21 protein-coding genes, 3 tRNA genes and 1 pseudogene are annotated in these 21041 nt (G+C 69.8%); 13 read left to right on the top strand and 12 right to left on the bottom strand.

What is annotated here, in order from left to right:
• Positions 1–162: 162 nt before the first annotated feature.
• Entirely contained in the window at positions 163–1344 is a 1182-nt protein-coding gene (locus tag FVE25_RS22105; protein WP_157248900.1) for a serine/threonine-protein kinase, read from the bottom strand.
• A 211-nt stretch (positions 1345–1555) separates the two neighbouring features.
• Between FVE25_RS22105 and FVE25_RS55315 the strand changes: the two genes are divergently transcribed.
• The 6 genes and pseudogenes from FVE25_RS55315 (at position 1556) to FVE25_RS22135 (ending at position 8914) form a co-directional block, all read left to right on the top strand.
• Positions 1556–2725: a 4Fe-4S binding protein gene (locus FVE25_RS55315; protein ID WP_343046151.1), complete on the top strand. Its 1170-nt coding sequence runs from the start codon at positions 1556–1558 to the stop codon at positions 2723–2725.
• A complete protein-coding gene (locus FVE25_RS22115; RefSeq protein ID WP_246267279.1) occupies positions 2722–3315 on the top strand; it encodes an NADH-quinone oxidoreductase subunit J family protein in 594 nt (197 codons plus the stop codon). The genes FVE25_RS55315 and FVE25_RS22115 overlap by 4 nt, the downstream gene beginning before the upstream one ends.
• A pseudogene (gene nuoK / locus FVE25_RS56845) lies at positions 3315–3596 on the top strand (NADH-quinone oxidoreductase subunit NuoK); the annotation flags it as partial. The gene FVE25_RS22115 and the pseudogene nuoK, both read left to right, overlap by 1 nt.
• A gap of 203 nt (positions 3597–3799) precedes the next feature.
• Positions 3800–5764: an NADH-quinone oxidoreductase subunit 5 family protein gene (locus tag FVE25_RS22125; protein WP_157248901.1), complete on the top strand. Its 1965-nt coding sequence runs from the start codon at positions 3800–3802 to the stop codon at positions 5762–5764.
• A 40-nt stretch (positions 5765–5804) separates the two neighbouring features.
• The gene (locus tag FVE25_RS22130; RefSeq protein ID WP_157248902.1) at positions 5805–7394 is read left to right on the top strand and encodes a complex I subunit 4 family protein; all 1590 of its coding nucleotides are present in this window, start codon (positions 5805–5807) and stop codon (positions 7392–7394) included.
• Positions 7391–8914: an NADH-quinone oxidoreductase subunit N gene (locus tag FVE25_RS22135; RefSeq protein WP_157248903.1), complete on the top strand. Its 1524-nt coding sequence runs from the start codon at positions 7391–7393 to the stop codon at positions 8912–8914. Before FVE25_RS22130 ends, FVE25_RS22135 begins: the two co-directional genes overlap by 4 nt.
• A gap of 100 nt (positions 8915–9014) precedes the next feature.
• On the opposite strand, the gene FVE25_RS22140 is transcribed toward FVE25_RS22135, so the two are convergent.
• Positions 9015–10607, bottom strand: coding sequence for an LCP family protein (locus tag FVE25_RS22140; RefSeq protein WP_246267281.1), 1593 nt, complete (start codon positions 10605–10607; stop codon positions 9015–9017).
• 263 nt (positions 10608–10870) lie between these two features.
• Here FVE25_RS22140 and FVE25_RS22145 point away from each other — a divergent pair, with 263 nt between their 5' ends.
• The 3 genes from FVE25_RS22145 to FVE25_RS22155 are packed head-to-tail and all read left to right on the top strand — an operon-like array spanning position 10871 to position 12502.
• On the top strand, positions 10871–11872 hold the full coding sequence (locus FVE25_RS22145) for a hypothetical protein (RefSeq protein ID WP_157248905.1): 1002 nt from the start codon (positions 10871–10873) through the stop codon (positions 11870–11872).
• A gap of 14 nt (positions 11873–11886) precedes the next feature.
• Positions 11887–12333 carry a hypothetical protein gene (locus tag FVE25_RS22150; protein WP_157248906.1) on the top strand — a complete coding sequence of 149 codons (447 nt, stop codon included), beginning with the start codon at positions 11887–11889 and terminating at the stop codon, positions 12331–12333.
• A gap of 16 nt (positions 12334–12349) precedes the next feature.
• Positions 12350–12502: a hypothetical protein gene (locus tag FVE25_RS22155; RefSeq protein WP_157248907.1), complete on the top strand. Its 153-nt coding sequence runs from the start codon at positions 12350–12352 to the stop codon at positions 12500–12502.
• 458 nt (positions 12503–12960) lie between these two features.
• Here FVE25_RS22155 and FVE25_RS22160 read toward each other — a convergent pair.
• Together FVE25_RS22160 and FVE25_RS22165 are read right to left on the bottom strand one after the other, a co-directional pair.
• Positions 12961–13042, bottom strand: a tRNA-Tyr gene (locus FVE25_RS22160).
• A 90-nt stretch (positions 13043–13132) separates the two neighbouring features.
• Positions 13133–13465 (bottom strand): cupin domain-containing protein, encoded by a 333-nt coding sequence (locus FVE25_RS22165; protein WP_157248908.1) that lies wholly within the window; start codon positions 13463–13465, stop codon positions 13133–13135.
• A gap of 226 nt (positions 13466–13691) precedes the next feature.
• On the opposite strand from FVE25_RS22165, the gene FVE25_RS22170 reads away from it, so the two are divergent.
• The 3 genes from FVE25_RS22170 (at position 13692) to FVE25_RS22180 (ending at position 16717) form a co-directional block, all read left to right on the top strand.
• A complete protein-coding gene (locus tag FVE25_RS22170; protein WP_157248909.1) occupies positions 13692–14183 on the top strand; it encodes a YajQ family cyclic di-GMP-binding protein in 492 nt (163 codons plus the stop codon).
• Between the two features lie 178 nt (positions 14184–14361).
• Positions 14362–15213 (top strand): zinc metalloprotease HtpX, encoded by an 852-nt coding sequence (htpX, locus tag FVE25_RS22175; RefSeq protein WP_157248910.1) that lies wholly within the window; start codon positions 14362–14364, stop codon positions 15211–15213.
• A 16-nt stretch (positions 15214–15229) separates the two neighbouring features.
• Entirely contained in the window at positions 15230–16717 is a 1488-nt protein-coding gene (locus FVE25_RS22180; RefSeq protein WP_157248911.1) for a hypothetical protein, read from the top strand.
• Here the strand turns inward: FVE25_RS22180 and FVE25_RS22185 are convergent.
• Complete coding sequence (locus FVE25_RS22185; RefSeq protein WP_157248912.1) at positions 16692–17162, bottom strand: NUDIX hydrolase; 471 nt, start codon at positions 17160–17162, stop codon at positions 16692–16694. The genes FVE25_RS22180 and FVE25_RS22185 overlap by 26 nt on opposite strands.
• 45 nt (positions 17163–17207) lie before the next feature.
• On the opposite strand from FVE25_RS22185, the gene FVE25_RS22190 reads away from it, so the two are divergent.
• Entirely contained in the window at positions 17208–17702 is a 495-nt protein-coding gene (locus tag FVE25_RS22190; protein ID WP_246267282.1) for a flavoprotein, read from the top strand.
• Positions 17703–17875: 173 nt separating this feature from the next.
• Here FVE25_RS22190 and rpmG read toward each other — a convergent pair whose 3' ends face one another.
• The 7 genes from rpmG to FVE25_RS22225 all read right to left on the bottom strand — a co-directional run bounded on the left by rpmG (position 17876) and on the right by FVE25_RS22225 (position 21025).
• Positions 17876–18040: a 50S ribosomal protein L33 gene (gene rpmG / locus FVE25_RS22195; protein ID WP_101786011.1), complete on the bottom strand. Its 165-nt coding sequence runs from the start codon at positions 18038–18040 to the stop codon at positions 17876–17878.
• Positions 18041–18111: 71 nt separating this feature from the next.
• A tRNA-Met gene (locus FVE25_RS22200) sits at positions 18112–18185 on the bottom strand.
• Between the two features lie 157 nt (positions 18186–18342).
• Positions 18343–18418, bottom strand: a tRNA-Thr gene (locus FVE25_RS22205).
• A gap of 51 nt (positions 18419–18469) precedes the next feature.
• The gene (locus tag FVE25_RS22210) at positions 18470–19705 is read right to left on the bottom strand and encodes a sensor histidine kinase (RefSeq protein WP_157248914.1); all 1236 of its coding nucleotides are present in this window, start codon (positions 19703–19705) and stop codon (positions 18470–18472) included.
• Positions 19702–20361, bottom strand: a complete 660-nt coding sequence (gene cseB / locus FVE25_RS22215) for a two-component system response regulator CseB (RefSeq protein ID WP_157248915.1) — start codon at positions 20359–20361, stop codon at positions 19702–19704. Before cseB ends, FVE25_RS22210 begins: the two co-directional genes overlap by 4 nt.
• The gene (locus tag FVE25_RS22220; RefSeq protein ID WP_157248916.1) at positions 20358–20765 is read right to left on the bottom strand and encodes a hypothetical protein; all 408 of its coding nucleotides are present in this window, start codon (positions 20763–20765) and stop codon (positions 20358–20360) included. The genes cseB and FVE25_RS22220 overlap by 4 nt, the downstream gene beginning before the upstream one ends.
• A 56-nt stretch (positions 20766–20821) precedes the next feature.
• A complete protein-coding gene (locus FVE25_RS22225) occupies positions 20822–21025 on the bottom strand; it encodes a transposase (RefSeq protein ID WP_157248917.1) in 204 nt (67 codons plus the stop codon).
• Between the last annotated feature and the right edge of the window lie 16 nt (positions 21026–21041).

The raw sequence follows: 21041 nt of genomic DNA on the forward strand, positions 1-21041 counted from the left end.
CCCACACCCGTTGAGGCGCCGGCCGTTCCCCTGGGCGCCTCCCCCTGAGACGCCGCCGTACCCCAGGCGCCTCCCGCTGAGGCGCCGCCGTACCCCGGACCTCCCCCTGAGGCGCATACCACTACGGCCCGCCCCGAGAGGCGATCGGTTTCCCGAGAGGCGTCAGTGGACGATGGCCAGCATGACGTCCGAGGCTGAGGGGCGTTCTTCGGGGCGTTTGTTCAGGCAGGAGCCGATGACCCCGCGCAACGCCGGCGGCAGGGGCGTCAGGTCGGGGTGGACCGTGAGCACGCGGTTGAAGACCGCGGGGACCGTGTCCTCGCCGAACGCCGGGCGGCCCGTGGCGGCGAACAGCATGGTCACCGCCCAGCTGAAGATGTCGGACGCCGGGCCGACCAGTTCGCCGGTCAGTTGTTCGGGTGACATGTAGGGCGGGGTTCCGATCATTTTGCCCTGGGTGACCGTTACCTGGTCGAGCGCTCTGGCGATGCCGAAGTCGATCACCCGCGGCCCGTCGGGGCCGATCAGGACGTTGCTGGGTTTGAAGTCCCTGTGGACGACTCCTGCCTTGTGGATGGCGGCCAGCGCACCGGCTGTGGATAACGCCAGGCGGGTCAGGCTGTCCTGGTCTCTGGGGCCGTGTTGCCTGACCAGTTGTTCCAGGGAAGGGCCTTCTACGTATTCGCTGACGATGTAGGCGTGCCGGCCGGTGATGTTGACGTCGAGGAGTCTGGCCGTGGAGAACGTCGCGACCCGGCGGGCGGCGTCGACCTCGCGGACGAACCTGGCGCGGGCCGTCTCGTCCACCAGGTCGTGCAGGACCTTGACGGCCACGTTCCTGGTGTCGGGTGCCGCCGCGAGGTAGACCGCGCCCTGGCCGCCGCGGCCCAGCTGGCGCAGGACGCGGTAGGGGCCGATCCAGTCGGCCTGGCTGGGCGGGGTGATGTGGACGGGTCGCGGCTGGTAGGTGGGGGAGGTCACGCGCTGGTGGAGGTCGGGCTGGGGGGACAGCCGGGCCTTGGCCATGAACGGGACCAGGATGCCGCTGTGGATGACGCCGCCCAGCCAGCTGACGCCGAAGCCGAGGCTGATCAGGGTCTTCATCGGCTCGGGGATGTCCTCGAACTCGCCGTAGGCGGCGGCGGTGATCAGGAACGCGCCCACGCACACCGTGTAGAAGACGGCGGCGATGGCGTGGAACGTGCTGCGCAGCCAGTAGGCGGCGAAGCCGATCGTGAGGGGGGTGGCGAGACCGCAGGTGAAGAGGGGGATGATCGCCCAGCCCACGAAGGCAACCCAGGCCCCGGCGCTGGGCCGGGCGGGGAGGGGGTGGGGGTGTGGCATGGCGGGAAGACTATCGGGCGCGGGTGACAGGTCGAGGCGGGGCGGGACCTCCTGTGGATAACTCCGGGTGAGGCTGTGGATGACTGTGGAAAACCTGGGGACAACACGTCTGCCTCATTCACCTCTGACGCATAGTGCGTCATGATGTTGAACCATGGCGCGGATACCGGGAGTAGGCCTGGCAAAAGGGTTGTCCGTCACCCTTCGCCACATGCTGCGCAGATCGGTTACGCAGCAGTATCCCGAGGTCAAGCCCGCCCTTCCGCCTCGTAGTCGTGGCGTTATCGCGCTGGTTGAGGAGAATTGCACCTCTTGCATGCTGTGTGCGAGGGAGTGTCCGGACTGGTGCATCTACATCGACTCCCATAAGGAGACCCTCCCCGCCCCCGAAGGCGGACGGCCGCGCCAGCGCAACGTTCTCGACCGGTTCGCCATCGACTTCGCCCTTTGCATGTACTGCGGCATCTGCATTGAGGTGTGCCCGTTCGACGCGCTGTTCTGGTCTCCCGAGTTCGAGTACGCCGAGGGGGACATCCGTAACCTGCTCCACGAGAAGGAGCAGCTCCAGGCGTGGGTACAGACGGTCCCGCCGCCACCCGGCCATGACCCCGGCGCCGAACCGCCCAAGGAGACCACGGCCGGGCCCCGCCGTCCCGCCCGAGCATCTGGTACGGCGGAGCCGTCCGACGCCCCGGCCGCCCGGCCGCCCAGGGCGCCTGGGGCGCAGAGGAGGGGGGCGGGGGCCGGTTCCGCTGCGGCTCAGACGGGTGCTTCGGATGGGGAGGGCGCGGGTGCGGGTGAGGGCGGGCCCTCCGCGGCCGCCCCTGCTGACAAGTCGCCCCAGACACCCTCGCCCCAGACGCCCGAGGGACAGACGCCCGAGGGACAGACGCCTCCGGCTCAGACACCTTCGGCTCAGACGCCCGAGGGGCAAGCGCCCCCAGCTCAGACACCTTCGGCTCAGACGCTCCCGGCTCAGACGCCCACGGGTGAGACGCCCACGGCTGAGACGCCCACGGCCCAGGATCCCGCCGGCGAGTCAGCGGATGCGCCATCAGGGCCAGATGCTCCGCGGCGTCCGCGCCGGGCGGTGACGAACGTCCGGGGCATCCGGCCGCCCGGTTCGCTCCCCGACGCCGGCCGTACCCCTGAGCCGCCGGCGGCCGAGGGTGAGCCCCCTGCTCCCGAGGAGTTGTCCACAGGCGAGTCGGGTCCCGGTCAGTTGTCCACAGGTTCCGGCGAGCCGTCAAAACTTCCCGAAACCGAGGAGCACAATTCATCCGCGAGCCCGCGCAGGCGGCGGATGGCCGATCCTCGGTCCATACGTCCACCCGGGCGGCTCCCGTCCGACGAGACACAGGAGTCCGAGGAGGATTCGTGACCGAGGCGGCGCCCTCCTTCCTGCCACCCACCACGCAAGAGGTCGTGTTCTTGCTCCTGGGCGCGGTGGCCGTCGGTTCGGCGCTGCTCGTCGTCACCACCAGGCAGCTCGTCCACGCCGCCCTCTGGCTCGTCGTCTGCTTCGGCGCGCTGGCGGGGGTCTACCTGGTGCTGACGGCGGAGTTCGTCGCCTGGGTGCAGGTGCTGATCTACGTGGGCGCCGTGGTGGTGCTGCTGTTGTTCGGCATCATGCTGACCCGCGCGCCCATCGGCCGCTCGGCCGACCTCGACAGCGGCAACCGCGTCGTGGCCGCCGTCGTGGCGCTGGCGACGGCGGCGATCCTGGTCACGGTCGTGGTGGACGGCTTCCGCACGGCCTACACGCCGCTGAAACCGGGCGAGGGCGCGGCGGGCGAGCTGGGCGCCAGCGTGTTCAGGACGTGGGTCCTGCCGTTCGAGGCACTCTCGGTGCTCCTGCTCGCGGCGCTGATCGGCGCCATCGTGCTGTCCCGCACCGACATCCGCGGCGCGCCCCCACCCGTGGGCGAGTCCGGCGGGTCGGCTCCGGCTGAAGGTCCCGGGGGGCCATAGTGCACATCGTGTACCCCGCGGTCGTCTCCGCGCTCCTCTTCTCCATCGGCGTCTACGGCGTGCTCGCCCGGCGCAACACGATCCTGGTGCTGATGTCGGTCGAGCTCATGCTCAACGCCGTCAACATCAACCTGGTCGCGTTCGACGTGTGGCTGGCCGACGCGCTGCACAGCGGTCAGGTGCTGACGTTGTTCATCATCGTGATCGCGGCCGCCGAGGTCGGACTCGGCCTGGCGATCGTGCTCGCGCTCTTCCGCAACCGCCAGAGCGTGGACCTCGACCGCCTGCGCAGCCTCGCCGAGCCCTCCGACCACGACGGATCCGCCGCCCAGGCGTCCCAGCCGGGAGGCGACAACGGCGCCCGAGCCCCCGCCGCCCTCGACACCGTCACCTCTCCCCAGCTCACCACCCGCGGCAACGGCGCCTCCGACCAGGACGGCGGCACCGCCCAGCCCGGCCACCCCGCCACGCGAGGAGGCAGCGCATGAACACGTTCCCGCTGCTCATCGTGCTCCTGCCGTTCGCGGGCGCCTTCGCGGGACTGCTCCTGTCCCGCTGGCCCCATCACGTACGGCTGGCCGTACCCGCACCAGAGCCGGTAGCCGGGCCGGGGCCGGGAGCCGGGCCGGGGGCTGCAGCGGATCTGGAGCATGCCGGGCGCGGCGGCAATCGGCGGGCGGCGTGGATCGCCGTCCTGCCCACCGCGGGCTCGGCCGCCCTCGCGGTGTGGCTGGCCGCCGCCCAGGGGTTCGCGTTCTTCGGCGACCGAGACGTCCTCCCGGCGGGCGCCGCCTACGGCACGATCGAGACCGGCACGGTGTCCATCGCGCTCACCCTCCAGGCCGACGCCCTGTCCGGCGTCCTCGGCGTCCTGGTGACCGTGGTGGCGCTGGCCGTACAGCTCTATTCCGTCGGCTACCTCCACGACGACCCCCGCTACCCGTCCTACAGCGCCTTCGTCAGCCTCTTCACCAGTGCCATGCTGCTGGTCGTCTACGCGGGCGACCTGCTGGTCCTGTACGTGGGCTGGGAAATCATGGGCCTGTGCTCCTACCTGCTGATCGGCCACTGGTGGGAGGACCGGGCCAACTCGCGGGCGGCGGTGAAGGCGTTCCTGGTCACCCGCCTGGGCGATGTCGGCTTCCTGTTCGGCATCTTCGTGCTCGGCATCGGGGCGGGCAGTTTCCGGATCGCCGACGTGCTGTCCAAGGTGCCCGAGATGTCGCCGGGCACGCTGATCACCGCGACCATGCTCCTGCTGGCCGGCGTGGCGGGCAAGAGCGCCCAGGTGCCCCTGCACACGTGGCTGCCCGACGCCATGGCGGGCCCCACGCCGATCAGCGCCCTGATCCACGCCGCCACCATGGTCGCGGCGGGCATCTTCATCGTGGCTCGCCTGTTCCCGGCGTTCACGGCCGCGGGGCCCACCCTCGACGTGCTGGCCGTGCTGGCCGCCCTCGGCATGCTGGGCGCCGCCCTCGCCGCGCTGGCCCAGGACGATCTCAAACGCGTGCTGGCCTACTCCACGATCAGCCAGCTCGCCTACATGGCCGGCGGCCTGGCCGCGGGCTCCGACTCGGCCGCGATCTTCCACCTGCTGACGCATGGCGCGTTCAAGGCGCTGCTGTTCCTGTGCGCGGGCGCGGTCATCCACCACGTCGGCTCGAACCTGATGAGCCAGATGGGCGGCCTGCGCCGCGAGATGCCGGTGACGTTCGCCGCGACCACGATCGGCTTCGCCGCCCTCATGGGCCTGCCGCCGGCCAGCGGCTTCTTCAGCAAGGACAGCCTCCTGGCAGCCATGGACACCGCCGCGAGCAGCGGCCCGCTGACGGACGCCGCCGCGCTTCTCCTGTACGGCAGCGCGCTGGCCACCGTCGTCGCCACGGGCGCCTACTCGGCCCGAGCCTGGCTGCGTACCTTCTTCGGCCCCGTCCGCACCCTCGCCCTGCCCGAGCCCAAGCCGGGCACCGCCCACGTGGTCGACACCCGCGAGGCCCCGCTGACCATGCTGCTGCCGATCGCCGTGCTGGCCGTGCCCGCGCTGCTGCTGGGCTTCGCCGGCGGTCTCCACCTCGACGTCGGCGTGGCCGTGACGAGCGTCGTCCTGGCCCTGCTCGGCGCGGGCGTCGTCTACGCCGCCTGGCGCGGCGACCCGGTGGCCGACCCGGCACGGCTGCTCGGCCCGTTCCGCGCCCCATGCGAGCGCGCCTTCTACGTCGACACCCTGTACACGGTGTTGTTCGTCCGCCCGATCCTCATGCTGGCCCGCCTGGTGGTCAGCACCGACGACCGGGTCGTCGACGGCGCGGTCCGCGGCTCCGGCCGCACGGCCACGGGCCTGTCCGGGGTGCTGCGCCTGGCCCAGAACGGCAACGTGCAGCTCTACGTCAGCGGCGTCCTCGCCGGTGTGCTCCTGATCGTCGTCGGGGCGGTGGTGTTCGCATGAGCGGGGTCCTCTGGTTTCCTGTCCCGCCGGTGGTGGGCGTATGAGCTGGCTGCCTGTGGCGCTGCTTGCCGTACCTCTGCTGGGCGCGCTCGTCCTGCTCGCGCCCCCGCGCGCGCTGCGGGCGGCGCTGCGCGGCTACGGGCTGGCGGTCTCCGGCGCGGTGCTGGTGCTGGCCGCGGTCATGGTGGCCACCTTCGAGTACGGGCAGGCCGCGCGCATGCAGTTCACCCTCGACGCCCCGTGGATCCCCGGCCTGGGAATCAGGTTCCATCTCGGCGTCGACGGGATCTCGCTGCCGCTGGTCGCGCTGACCGCGCTGCTGACATTCCTGTGCTTCGTCTACCTGGGCCTCGGCGACGGCCGCGGCCCGGGCCGGCTGCTGCACTCCCGGCCGAGGGCGCTGGTGTTCACGCTGCTGGTGCTCGAAGTCGGCATGATCGGCACGTTCCTGGCCCTCGACCTGCTGCTGTTCTTCGTCTTCTTCGAGATCGTCCTGATCCCGATGTACTTCCTGATCGCCATCTGGGGCGGCAAGGCGCGGCGGGCGGCGGCGGTCAAGTTCATCCTGTACACGCTGCTCGGCTCCGTCGTGATGCTGCTGGGCCTGCTGTTCATCTGGGCGCAGACGGGCTCGCTCGACATGGTGGCCCTGGCCGAGCGGCACGGCAGCGGCCTGCCCAGAGCGGTCCAGGTGATCGCGTTCCTGGCGGTGGGCGTCGGCCTGGCGGTGAAGACGCCGATGTGGCCGCTGCACACCTGGCTGCCCGACGCCCACACCGAGGCGCCGACGGTCGGCTCGGTGCTGCTGGCCGGGGTCCTGCTGAAGATGGGCACGTACGGCTTCGCCAGGATCGCCATCCCCATCCTGCCCGAGGGCGCGGCCGCGGTGGCCCCGTGGCTGGGCGCCTTCGCGGTCGTCGGCATCGTCTACGGCGCCCTGGCCTGCCTGGCCCAGCGCGACCTGAAACGGATGATCGCCTACTCGTCCGTGGGCCACATGGGCTTCGTCCTGCTCGGCTTCGCGACGCTGACCACGCCCGGCATCAACGGCGCCCTGTTCGCGAACGTCGCCCACGGCCTCATCACCGGCCTGCTCTTCTTCCTGGCCGGAGCGATCAAGGAACGCTACGCGAGCGCCGACATGCCCTCCATCCGCGGCATGCTGGCGACCCTCCCGCACCTGGGCTCGGTGCTGACCTTCGCCGCCGTGGCCTCGCTGGGCCTGCCGGGCCTGGCCGGGTTCTGGGGCGAGATGCTGGCCCTGCTGGGCGCCTTCGATCCGGCCGCCGGCCTGCCCAGGTCGCTGTTCCTGACGTTCATGGTCATCGGCGGGCTGGGCGCGGTGCTGACCGCCGCCTACTTCCTGGTCATGTTGTCCCGGGTGACCCACGGCCTTCCCGCGAACGCCGCAGCCCCGCGATCGGAGCAACAGGGCGAGCATGCCGACACCCGCCTGGAGGAGGCCGGGGCCCAGCTCGCCCTGAAGTCCCGCATGCCCGACATCAGGGGCTACGAGCTGGCCGCCTGGGTACCTCTGATCGTGCTCACGCTGCTGTTCGGCCTCTGGCCGGGCCTCCTGCTCTCGCTCACCACACCCGCCGTCGAGGCGCTGCTGGGGGTCGTGTCGTGATCCAGTCCATCGACTATTTCGTCATCGCCGCCCCCTTGGTTCTGGCCCTGGCGGCGGGACTCGTCCTGCTGCTGGACGCCTTCCTCCCCGCGACCGGCGCCGTCCGCACCTCCCTGGGCCTGGTCAGCCTGGCCGGAGTACTCGCCGCCCTGGCCTTCGTGGTGGCGCAGGGCATGTCCGGCCCACGCTCGACCTTCTGCGTCCCGGACAGTCTGGCCACGCCCGGCCCGCCGATGTGCTCGTTCGTGGCCGACCACTTCACCGTGGTCTTCGCCGCCCTGACGCTGGCGGCCGGGGCGGTGGTGATCCTGCTGTCGATGACCGAGCTGGCGGGCGGCGGCATCCCGGTCGGCGAGTGGTACTTCCTCCTGCTGTGCACCCTGGTCGGCGCCGTCGCCCTGCCCGCCTCCCGCGACCTGATCATGCTCGTGGTGGCCCTGGAACTCGTCTCGCTGCCGGTCTTCGCCCTGACCGCCCTGCGCCGCTACGACGGCCGCTCCTCGGAGGCCGCGGTCAAGCTGTTCCTGGTCTCGGTGGTCTCGACCGCCGTGATGCTCTTCGGCGTCTCTCTGCTGTACGGCGTCGCCGGCACCGTCTACCTCAACCGGCTGGCCGCGGTCCTGAGTGGCCAGGCGCCCGCGCCCGGCGCGCCCGGCGCCCTGCCCATGGTGGTCACGGTGGGCGTGGTGCTGGTGATCGCCGGCTTCGCCTTCAAGGTGGCGGCGGTGCCGTTCCACTCCTGGGCGGCCGATGTCTACCAGGGTGCGCCGATCCCGGTGGCTGCCCTTTTGTCGGTCATCTCCAAGGCGGCGGGGTTCGCCGGGCTGATCCTGGTCCTGGTGGCCGCCCTGCGCTCCCAGGCCGAGACCTGGGGGCCGTTGATCGCCATCCTCTCGGCGTTGACCATGACCGCAGGCAACCTGCTCGCCATGCGGCAACGCTCCGCCGTACGCCTGCTCGCGTGGTCGTCCGTGGCCCAGTCGGGGTACATCCTGGCCCCGCTGGCCATGGGGAGTGCCGCCGGCCTCGGTGGTGGATCGGCGACGCCGGTCAGCGCCTCGATGGCGTACCTCGTCATCTACGCCGCCATGAACCTCGGTGCGTTCGCCGTGGTCATGCTGGTCTCGCGGGCCGGTTCGAGGAACGAACTGGACGACTACCGGGGCCTGGCCTTCCGCACGCCCGCGGCCGGGCTGGCGCTGGCGTTCTGCCTGATCTGCCTGGCCGGCCTCCCGCCCGGTCTGGCGGGCCTGTTCGCCAAGGTCGTGGTTTTCCGGGAGATCGTGGACGGGGGGCTGGGCTGGCTGGCCGTGGTCATGGCGGTCAACACGGTGATCGGGCTGTACTACTACGTGGCCTGGACCGCCCGCCTGTTCACCCCTGCTCCGGCGGCCGCCGTGCACCGGGCGGGGCGTGCGTACCCGGCCACCTGGGCCGCCGTGGGTGCCGCCGTGGTGGTCGCGGTCGTGTTCTCCGCCGCGCCGCAGGTGGTGCTGTCGCTGACCACACTCCCCGGGTGACGGGGTCGCGCCCGGCTTTGCCGGGGTGGACCGGGGAAGGTCTCCTTGGTCTGCCGGCTTTGCCGGACGGGCAGGGGAGGGGCGGCCTTGCTTAGGCGTGCTATTGGCACGGGTTGGTTGAGGCGTCCACCGACTGTTCTTTCAGCGAGTCCGGAATCACCGAGAGGACCCGCACGCCCGGCCAGTCGGCCCCGATGACGAGTTGGACGATCGGCCCTCCGCCCGATCCTGAGGCGCCGCTCGCCCCTGAGGCGCGGCCCGATCCTGAGGCGCGGCCCGATCCTGAGGCGCCGCCTGCCGGGGGGTCACCTGCGGGGGTGTCGCCTGCTGGGGTGCCGCCCGGCGGAGTGTCGCCTGCTGGGGTGTCGCCTGGCGGAGTGGTACCCCGTGCGGGGGTGGAGGCGTTGGGCGACGGGGTGGCGGTGGGCGGGGGCGTGGCAGCGGTCCGGGCGGTGAAGGGTTCGGTGCTGAGGGGTTTGATCTTGCCCGCGACCGGTGCGCGTTTGTCCTTGCTGAGCCGCCCCGCCACCACGTCGCCGTAGGCCGCGCCGTCGGCCTGCCGTTTGGCGTAGCGGATCTGGGTGACGGCGGTGGTGGGTGCGTTGCCGGTCTCGGTGACGACGAACTTCTGGGCCGCCAGTTCCTTGGCCACCTGCTTGGCCAGCCCGGCCCTGCCCGACCCGTTGAGCACCTGTACCCGGACCTTGTCGTTGGTGATCTTCTCCGGCGCCCCGGCGGCAGGCGGAGGTGTGCTGGACTTGGTCACCTCGACGTCGTCGCGCAGCCGGGTGAAGAACTCGTCGGCGGCCGGTTGGGCAAGTTCGACCCGGTTGGGGTCGGGTTTGTACGCCTGAACGGGCACCGTGATGCCCTTGAGCTGGCCGGCCGTCATCCCCTGCAAGCTGCGCGCGATCTCCAGCATGCGATCCAGCGACAACTGGTCATCGACGGTGACGGCGGCGACCGCGGCGCGGAGGAACGCGTCCAGCCGGCTCGGATCGGTGAGCAGCCCGCCGTCGGTGACCTTCTTCATCACCTGCGTCAGGAAGATCTGCTGCCGCTTGATGCGTGACAGGTCGCTGCCGTTGCCCATCGACGAGCGGGCCCGCACGTACCCGAGCGCCTGCTCACCCTTCACCACGTGCTTCCCGGCGGCCAGCACCAGCTTCGCCTTGGGGTCGTTGACCGGCTTGGGCAGGCAGATGGAGATGCCGCCGAGCGCGTCCACGACGCCTTTGAACCCGGTGAAGTCCACTTTGACGAAGTGGTTCAGCCGGAGCTTGGTCAGCGATTCGACGGTCCGCATCACGCACGCCTCGCCGCCGTCGCTGAACGCCGAGTTGATCTGCCGCAGTCCCCCGGGGATGACGCCGCCGTTGCGGCCTTCGCATGGGGGGAGGGTCACCATCAGGTCGCGCGGAAAGCTGACCAGCGTGACCTTGTCCCGATCCGGTGACACGTGCAGGAGCATGAGCGTGTCGCTACGCTCGCCGAGCCCGTGGGAGGTGGCGCCGTACTTCTGGTTGTCGCCCTCGCGGGAATCCGATCCGATCATCAGCAGGTTGAGCGCCCCGGTTTCGGGTGGCCGCTGCGTGCCGAGCTTGTCCGAGACCGGCTTCCGTATCAGGCCGGCTTCCAAGCTGCGGTAGTAGGCATAGCCTCCCACGATGGCCACGACGAGGATCGTCGTCACGATGCCTCCGGCCCAGTAGCCCCAGTGCGGACGAGGTCCTCGTGCGCTTCTCCTGCCCATGCCACCCCGTTCGTACGAGATCGTGATCACGGTAGCAAAAGGGACAACCTGGGGCATGGCAAACGCCGCCAGACGCTCCGCCGTATGCCGTGAATGCACGGCCGGCGAATGCGCAATCGGCAATGACGTTCCTTACTTATCTCACATGGTGAAACAACCTAGGCCCTTGGAGGATGACCCGTTGAATATCCGAGATCATTAATGTGAGCCTCGAATGGTTTAACGAAAGTTTCAATTTGAATGTGATCGTGCCGGCATGCCCGTTCGGCGCGAAATTCAAGTCTTTCCCTGCGCATGCTTGCCTGTTAACTTCGCTGTGGAATCATCACACCCCCGGAGGAGAGGCAATGCTCCACATCGAACTCGACGTCTTCTCAGGACGTCCGAATCCGTACTGGAAGCTCACCGCTCGAGAGGAACGCGAACTCATCGACCGGCTCAAGGCGAGCCCCGCAGCACTGCGACCGGTCGGTGACGTCGAGTCCAGACTGGGTTATCGAGGAATGGTCGTGCACGCCGACCGCGCCGGACAGGAAAGACTCACCCGCGCCGGACTGCCGCCGGCCTTCCGGCTCAGGGAATCCACGGGCCTGAACGTCTCGGACGTCGCCGAGCGCTGGCTGTTACACACCCCCGGCGCACAGCAGATTCTCACGCCGGAAGTCAGCACCGAATCCGCCAGGACCATCGGCTCGCCCTCGGCCCTCCAGGACTCGGGATCCAGCGGCCTGGACGCCGCGCTCGCCGCCTGCGCGACCTGGTCGTCGACCTGGGCCGACCTCAACACCTTCTGGAACGGCGCCCGCCGTCCCTCCAACAACTGCTACAACTTCGCCTCCAGCCTGGCGACGAACACGTTCGCGCAGCCCGGTCGCGGCACCGGTCAGATCTTCACCTCGCTGACCATCGGCGCGGTCAAGGACGCGACCTTCCGCGACGGCTACACTGCTGGATGCAACGACGACAGGTTCGTCGACTACGTATGCATCTGGCCGGGTACGGACTATCACTTCTACCACCGGATCGCCGATTTCTGGGGCAGCCTCCGGCGGTGGGCGCACAAACCAGGAAGCACCCCGGCGACGAACGTCGACAATTCCGGGCAGCCCATTACCGACCCCATCACCTGTAACCGTGGCCCGTACACGTGGGACGGGGCGCCGTACATCTACGCCCGGGTGAACCCGCGGGCCACAATCAACTAGTCAGGGAGTTTCCAGTGCCCATCCGGCTTGCACTAGCGGTGGTCGGACTTTCGCTGTCCATGCTCGCGTGCGGCAATTCCCAGGCCCAGGGTGAATCGCCAAGCGTCGCGACGGTCGAGATATATTCAGGTCGGCCGAATCCGAGCTGGACCCTCGACGGTCCCGCCCGATCCGCAGTTGTTCAGGTGCTGGACGGCCTGCGGGTCAACGAGTCCCTGAAGGCGCCGGACGCGAGCAGGCTCGGCTTCCGCTGGATCGAGGTGACCAACCTGGACACCTCGCACGGCCGTGTGGCACTGGCCAAGGTGGCCCCGCGTGTGGTCGCGCTGGAACTGTCAGCCGACCGGCGCATCATCCTCCTGGAGGACAGCGATTCGCAAACCCTCAAGGAACTGCTGCGCCACGCCACGAACCACCTGGACGCCAAGGAAATCGATCTCATACGCCAGCAGATCCGTTAGCAAGCGGAGGACAACCATGTCCGAATCAGTCTCACGTCGTAAGGTCCTCGCCGGGATCATCGCCGGCGGCCTGGGCGCCGCCGCGTTGACCACCCTGTCATCGGAGGCGGCCGCCGCCCCCTCCGGCGGCGCGGTCGAGTCCTGGCTGCTGACCACCGCCAAGTTCTGACCCACCGCGAAACCACGGTCCACTCGGCCTGTGCACGTGGCCGCGCCGTACGCGGTGAGAGTCCGCCGTAGCTCCCGCCGGTCCGTGCGTGGTGAGAGCCCGCCGTAGCTCCCGCCGGTTCGAGGGCCGATGAGAAGGCCGCCCACAGCGCGCCTGCCGTACGGCCACGCGCCTGGAAGAGGGAATCCCGCCTTCCAGGCGCAAGGACGCCCGGAGGGGGTTGTCAGCAAATATCGGCGATGAGTTTGGGACGTCCGTCCGGTCTGTCTGTGTAGGCACGACGAGCGAAGGAGCGCCAGCCGTTCGACCTCGAACCGCAGCAGGCCGCCGGCAAGGTCCTCTTCCACTTCAGCATGTCGCTGGACGGTTTCGACCCCTGTCGCGCCAGATCCAATCGGACAAGCGAAAGGGCCTCCAGCCGCGCATTTCCGCGGGCTGGAGGCCCTTTCTCCAGGGTGTGGCAGGTCCAGGGTTCGAACCTGGGTAGGCTAAGCCGACGGATTTACAGTCCGCTCCCATTGGCCACTCGGGCAACCTGCCATGTCAGACCCGCTTGCGCGGCGACAGGTAGAAGAATAGCGGACTTTCGAGGTGCACGTGACATCGGAATGTCCTGCTTGAGGTTGGGGCTCAGCGGGCCTTGGCGACGGTGAGGAGGACGGCTGAGTCCTCGATGGCTTCGACCGCGTGTACGGCCTGCGGAATGATCAGCAGGTCGCCGGTCATGCCGTCCCACGTGACGCCGTCCGCCGAGAGCCGGACGCGGCCGGAGACCACGTAGAGGGTCGCTTCGCCGGGGTTGTTGTGGTCGCTCATGCGGGAACCGGCGGCCAGGGCGATCATGGTCTGCCGGAGCATCTGTTCGTGCCCGCCGTACAGAGTGGTGGCCGAGCGGCCGCTGGTGGCGACACGCGCGGTTTGGAGCTGGTTGCGGGCAACCGCGGTCAATGACTGCTTGTTCAAGATTCCACCTCTCACCATCCTGGTCGTGGGTATTCCCGCAGCTCACCCCCATCTCCCCGGCCAAGGCTCGGGTAAACGACATTTGACCGGCAGAGCGGCGCGCGCGGATGCTGGCTAGGCTTGGCAGGCTTATCTAGGACTATCGGGCCGCAGCGCCCGTGCGGGCCATCGAGAGTGAAGAAGGCTGAGTCCGCCGCGACTTGGCACGTCAGAGAGGTTTCGGGCTTTGGCAGACTCGTCGTTCGACATCGTCAGCAAGATCGACCATCAGGAGGTCGACAACGCGCTGAACCAGACGGTGAAGGAGATCGGGCACCGTTTCGACTTCAAGAACACCGGTGCCGCGATCAGCTGGTCCGGCCAGCAGAACATTGAGATCAGGGCGAACAGCGAGGAGCGCGCCAACGCCGCTCTCGACGTGTTCAAGGAGAAGATCATCAAGCGGGGGCTCTCGCTCAAGATCCTGGACGCCGGTGAGCCGAAGCTGTCCGGCAAGGAGTACCGCATGATGGTCGCCCTCAAGGAGGGCATCGACCAGGAGCACGCGAAGAAGATCTCCAAGCTGATCCGCGACGAGGGCCCCAAGGGTGTGAAGGCGCAGATCCAGGGTGAGGAGCTGCGCGTGAGCTCCAAGAAGAAGGACGACCTGCAGGACGTCATCTCCCTGCTGAAGGGCAAGGACCTCGACATCGCCGTGCAGTTCGTGAATTACCGCTAGGGCGCCCTGGGGCACACGGCCGAGAGCTTGCGCGTTCTCTTCCTGTGCCCCGCCCGCAGCGTGATCGTCTCCGGGATCCGGAGATTTCCACGTCCCCGTGCGGGATCGTGGAATGGGAACGCTGAGGTGGGGGACGGACGTTGGAGCTGGTGAAACCCAGTCCGCGGAAGGGGGAACCTTGCGTCGCAACGGTCTGCGTACCGCCGTGCTGCTCGGCGGTCTGTCGGCGCTGCTCCTCGTGGGGGGCGCGTGGCTGGGCGGCGGTGTCGGACTGCAGATCGCGTTCCTGCTGGCGCTCGGGAGCTCCGGGGTCGCCTACTTCTTCTCCGATCGGATCGCGTTGTCGGCCATGCGGGCGCGGCCGGTGAGCGAGGTGGAGCAGCCCACGCTGTACCGGATCGTGCGGGAGCTGTCCACCGAGGCCCGGCAGCCCATGCCGCGGCTCTACATTTCGCCTACGGCGCAGCCCAACGCGTTCGCGACCGGACGCAGTCCGCGGCGGGCGGCGATCTGCGTGACCTGGGGGCTGACCCGGCTGCTGGACGACCGGGAGCTGCGGGGGGTCATCGGGCACGAGCTGTCGCACGTCTACAACCGGGACATCCTGCTGTCGTCCGTGGCCGCGGCGCTGGCCACGATGATCACCTGGCTGAGCTATGTGGCGGTGTTCTTCGGGGGATCCGACGACGACGAAGGGCCGGGTTTTCTCGGCGCGCTGCTCATGATGGTGCTGGGGCCGGTGGCGGCCGGGATGGTGCAGATGGCGATCTCGCGTTCCCGGGAGTTCGCCGCTGACGAGTCGGCCGCCCGGCTCACCGGGGATCCGCTGGCGCTCGCGTCCGCGCTGCGGAAGATCGAGATGGGCGCCCGGCGCCTGCCGCTGCCGGAGAACAGCCGGTTGACCTCGGCCGCGCACATGATGATCGCCAACCCGTTCAGCGGGTCCGGGCTGGGCCGGATGTTCGCCAGCCACCCGCCCACCTCGCAGCGGGTGGCCCGGCTGGAGCGCATGGCGGGCTACAAGCGCTAGAGGGCAGAATCGGATCATGGCGTTACGCATGCGGCTCAGCCCCGCGGAGCAGCGGGTCTGGGAGGCTTTCGAGACCGGCGAGTGGGTGGCGTTCGCGAAGCCGGTGACGTTTTCCGGCGAGCGGTGCGCCGCGGGGGAGAACGCACCGGTCGACGGTGACTCGTGGGGGCGCGAGCGGACCGTGCGCGGCGAGGTGATCACGGCGCTGCTGCTGGGGGCGCGCGAGCCGGCCGCGGGCACGGTTCCCGCGGTACGGCTGCGCGGCGCGCGCATCTCCGGCCAGGTCGTCCTCAGAGCCGGCAGCACCGAGCATGAGCTGACTTTGAGCGGCTGCCACCTCGACAACCCCGTGGACTGCACCGGCGCCACGACCAGGACGCTGCGGCTCACCGACTGCCACCTGCCCGGGCTCAACGGCGGCGGCATGCGGGTGGCCGGGCATCTGAGCCTGTCGGGCTCGATCGTGACCGGCCCGGTACGGCTGGCCCGGGCGGTCTTCGAGAGCGGCCTCTGGATGGGCGGCACGAAGATCGTCGCCGGCTCCGAGTGGGCGCTGTACACCGGCGCGATGGTGGTCGACTCGGGCCTCTACCTCAACAACGCCGACCTGACCGGCGGCATGCGCCTGGTCGGGGCCCGGCTCAACGGCGGCCTGTTCATGAACAACACCGTCGTCCGCAACCCCGGCAAGGACGCGCTGGCCGGCGACAACATGGTGGTCGAGGACACCATGGAAGGCGCCTTCACCGCCGAGGGAGTGGTGCGGCTGCGCGGCGCCCGGTTCAACGGCACTCTGTCGATCACCGGTGTCATCCGCAGCCCCGGCACCGAGTACGCGTTGCACGCCAGCCACATGGAGGTGCGCGAACTCGTCCTGCGGCCCGCCGAGCCCATCGACGGCGTGGTCAGCCTCGCCCACTCTCGCGTCGGCACACTCCGCGACGACCCGGAGACCTGGCCGGCGAAGCTGCGCCTGAACGGCCTGGTCTACGAGGGGCTGCGCGGCAGCATGAACGCCGAGCGCATCAGCTGGGCCGGGCGCGACCCGTCGGGATTCCGGCCGCAGCCGTACGAGCAGCTCGCCGCGTGGTACGTGCGCGACGGCAACGAACATCTGGCCCGCCGTACCCAGCTCGCCAAGCTCCGCGCCCGCCGTAGCACCTTCCGCGCGCCCGGCCGCATCTGGGGCTACCTCCTCGACGGCACGGTCGGGTACGGCTACCGCCCCTGGCTGGCCGCGCTCTGGTTCGTGTTCCTGCTGCTCGTGGGCACGGTGGCCTTCGGGATGAACCCACCCAGAGCACTCAAGCCCGCCGAGACACCGGAGTTCGACGCCTTCGCCTATACCTTCGACCTGCTGCTGCCGATCGGGGCGTTCGGGCAGCGCGGACTGTTCGACCCGGAGGGGTGGACGCAGGGGCTCGCCTACGGGCTGATCACGGCCGGTTGGATCCTGGCCACCGCGTTGATCTCCGGTGCTACCCGGACACTCCGTCCCACGTGATCATGCGGAGGATGGCGGGGAGGTCGCGCGGGAAGTACGCCTCGTCGGTCGCCTCCAGTTCCTCGGCGCTCCACCAGCGATGGCCCAGGGTGGTCTGCTGCTCGATCTCCTCCATGTGGTCGAAGGAGACCTCCGTGCCGTTCACCCTGACGGCGAAGAATGTCTGGTCCTGGGTGATGGCGTAGTCGGCCCAGAAGAACTCGATCGTGCCGGTCGTGAGCGGGCCGGTGAAGGCCGCGGGCTCGGCCTGGATCCCGGCCTCCTCGTACAGTTCCCTGATCGCCGCGTCCAGCAGCGTCTCGTCGTCCTCCGCCGCGCCGCCGATCGTGAACCAGAACGGATGCTCAGGGTTGGCGGGGTCGAAACCGTGCAGCAGCAGGACCCGGCCTGCGTCGTTGATGGGGAGGGCGCGTGCCGTGAACCGGCGAAGGGGGATCTTCGTCACGCCCGTCAGCCTAAGCGGTGCGGGTGGTTTGGCTACATTGGCCGGGTGAAGGTGCTGTATGTGATCGTGTGCGCGGCGGCGCCCGCTTCGGACGTCGGCCGCCTGGTCTCGCTCGCCCAGGATGCCGGGTGGGAGGTCCAGATCGTCGCCACGCCGCAGGCGCTGGACTTCATCGACGTGCCCGCGCTGGAGGCGCGCACCGGCCGGCAGGTGCGCAGCAGGTACCGCAAGCCCGGCGAGCCCAAGCCGCCCCGTCCCGACGCGATCATCGTGGCCCCGGCGACGTTCAACACCGTGAACAAGTTCGCCCAGGGGATCACCGACACCTACGCGCTGGGGTTGATGGCGGAGGCGCCCGGGCTGGGGATTCCGGTGGTGGTGCTGACCTTCGTGAACGCCGCGCTGTCGGGCCGGGCGCCGTTCCGGCGCAGTGTGGAGAGCTTGCGGGAGGAGGGGGTCGTGGTGGTGGAGGGCTCGGACGGGGAGCAGGACGAGCAGCCGTGGGAACTTGCCCTCGAAGCGCTGGTACGGCCGGCGTGATGGAGGGACCAGCGGTTGGAAACGCGACAAACCGGCGCCTCGGTGGTGAGGTGCCGGTTCGTGCGGTATGCGTGGCAGGAGTGTTGCCCTGCGGAGAACCCGGCCGCGTGTGGAATCGCGGCGGCGGTGCGGCGGACCGTGATCGGGAGGTGGTCCGGCCGCGGCCCGAGGAACTAGCGGGTCTCGCGGTGCGCGCGGTGCGTGCGGCAGTTGGGGCAGTACTTCTTCAGCTCAAGCCGATCCGGGTCGTTGCGCCGGTTCTTCCGCGTGATGTAGTTGCGGTGCTTGCACTCCTGGCAGGCCAGCGTGATCTTCGGCCTAACGTCGGTGGCAGCCACGTGGGAGTGCCTTTCTACGTTCGGGACATGGACACGCCCGTACCCAGGCCAGGTGACCTGGGGAGGGGCCGTAGCGGAGGCCGGACTTGAACCGGCGACACAACGATTATGAGCCGTTTGCTCTGCCTGACTGAGCTACTCCGCCTTGAGCCGGGCGAAAACAACCCGGACCCGTTGAGGATACCCGACCCAGGGAGCACATACGTACACCGCCTGGTCAGGAGGGTTGACCTCAATTATGCCTCACCATGGCTTTCATAACAAAAGCCTCAACCGAAGACTTCCGGTGAGGCTGGTGAAGCTGGAGCCCCCAAACGGAATCGAACCGTTGACCTTCTCCTTACCATGGAGACGCTCTGCCGACTGAGCTATAGGGGCCTTGTCCGCTGGGCTGTCTGCGTTGCGGACAGGTGTAACCATACACGGCACTCAACGATGATGCGAACTCGATTCCCGCAATCTCAGCGTCACGACAGCGCCGTCGCCCGACTCGCCGAACTCCAGCTCAGCACCCAGCATCCGGGCCTGTCCCGCGGCGATCGTCAGGCCCAGCCCGACACCCGTGCCGCGGGCCGCCGCGCCGCTGGCGAAGCGCTGCGGGCCGTACTCCCTGAGCCGGGCGAGCATGTCGGACGGGAAGCCGGGACCGTGGTCGGCCACCCGCACCTCCGCGCCGTCCACCGTCACGGTCACCGGCGGCCGGCCGTGGCGCAGGGCGTTGGCGACCAGGTTGGCCAGGATGCGTTCCACCCGCCTGGGGTCGGTCTCCACCTCGGCGTCCCGGAGCACTACCAGCTCGGCCTCCTCGGCGCCGGCCGCGGCGAGGGCCCGGCGGGCCAGCGCGCTGAGCAGCCGGCGCTCCAGGACCGGCTGGTCGGCGTGCGCGTCGAGGCGGGCGACCTCCAGCACGTCCTCGACCAGCTTTCCGAGTACGGCGGCGCGGTCGCGCACCAGCTCGGTGGGACGACCGGGCGGCAGGAGCCCGGCCGCGGTGGTCAGCCCGGCCACCGGGGTCCGCAGTTCGTGGGCGATGTCGGCGGTCACCCGGCGTTCGGCCGCCAGCCTGGCCTGGAGGGTGTCGGCCATATGGTCCAGCGCCCGGCCCACCGCCACGACCTCGTCACCGCGCCGCTCGGGGCGGCTGAGGAAGGCGCCGGCCGGGAAGACGCGGGCGGTCAGGTCGCCGGAGGCGATCTGGGTGGCGGTGCGGGCGACGTGGCGGACGCGGCGGCTCAGTCCCGCGGCCACCGCGATGCCCGCCAGGGAGGCGACCAGCGTGGCCAGGGCGCCGGAGAGCAGGAGGGTGCCGTCGAGGGCGGACAAGGAGGCCCGTTCCCTGGTGTAGGGGGCGGTGAGGGAGACGACGGTGCCGTCCAGTGCGGTGGCGGCCCACAACGTGTCGCCCGTCAGGTAGGTGGCGCGGACGCGCTCCTTGGTGACCTGCTCCAGCAGGGGCCGGGGGACGCGGGCCGGGCCGACGGTCAGGCCGGCGTCCTGGCCTTCCGCCTGGCGTTCCAGGAGGGACTGGAAGCGGTCGTCGAGGGTACGGCGGGCGGCGTCCAGCTGGCTCTCGGCGGTACGGGCGTGGACCAGGACGCCGATCACCGTGGAGACGGCCAGCGCCGTCGCGGCCAGCGCCAGGGCGATCTTGACGCGCAGGCTCATGTGCGCCTCAGCTTGTAGCCGAAACCGCGGACGGTCTCGATCCGGTCGTTGCCGATCTTGGCGCGGAGCCGCTGCACGTGGACGTCGACGACCCGGGTGTCGCCGTCCCAGGCGTAGTCCCAGACGTTCTGCAGCAGGGTGTCGCGGGACAGGACGATCCCGGCGTTGGCCGCGAACTCCAGCATGAGCTTCAGTTCGGTGGGGGTCAGCGGGACGAGGGCGCCGCCGCGCCGTACCTCCATGGACTGGGTGTCGACGCTCACGTCGGCGAACGTCAGGAGGGCGGGGGCGGCCGCGGCGGCGCGGCGCAGGACGGCGCGGATGCGGGCGTGCAGGACGCCGAGCTCGAAGGGTTTGGTGACGTAGTCGTCGGCGCCGGCTTCGAGGGCGTTGATGACGTCGATGGCGTCCGTGCGGGCGGAGATCATGATGATCGGGATGCCGGCCGACTCCCTGATGCGCCTGGTCAGGCTGACGCCGTCGAGGTGGGGGAGCATGACGTCGAGGACGGCCACGTCGGGGAGCCGCGTCTCGACGGCGGCCAGGCCGGACAGGCCGTCGGCGGCGGTGCGTACGGCCAGGCCGTGGCGTTCCAGGGCCAGCTGGGTGGCCTCCCGGATCACGGCGTCGTCCTCGACGAGCAGCACGTCGGTCATCGCGGCGGCACCTCCAGCTTCTGGTCGACGAGGTCGGCCTCGGTGATCTCGCGGTCGGCGGTGACGGTGAAGCGGCTGTAGTAGCCGGTGCGCTCCATCCATTGGAGGCGGGTGAGGGTGATGGTCGCGGGGATGTCGCACGTGGGGATGCACCAGGTGCCGGACAGCTTTCCCGCGCCCACGGCGCTGGCCTGGCCCCAGGACGTCCAGCGGACGCCGGTCATGCTGCTGAACTCGGTGAGCGCGAAGTCGCGCGGGCGCTGCAGGGCGTCGCCCATGTAGGCGATGACGTAGACGGGCCGGGCGCGCTGCGCGGTGGGGGCCGGGCCCTCGACCCGGACGCCGCCGCCGGCGCCGCAGCCCGCGGCCAGGGTGAGCGCGAGCAGCGCCGATGCCCTCTTCATGCGCCCACGTTATGCTCTTTCCGCATGTCAGCGACCATATGGGCGGCGTGTATCGGCTATCCGGCGGCCTTGTAACGGCGGTCCATCGGCAGCGCGATCACTTCACACAGGTCGGCCAGGTCGACGTGTCTGGCGACCTCGGCGACGGACACGCAATCGGCGATGAGCCAGCCGTGCTTGCGGATCCGGAGCACCTGGCGGCCGGCGCGCACCGCGGGGACGATCTCGTAGCCATAGGGCCCCACCCATCGCCTGTCCATAGCGAGTCACAGTAGA

Origin of the sequence: Nonomuraea typhae (genome assembly GCF_009760925.1) — a bacterium.
Taxonomy (GTDB): domain Bacteria; phylum Actinomycetota; class Actinomycetes; order Streptosporangiales; family Streptosporangiaceae; genus Nonomuraea; species Nonomuraea typhae.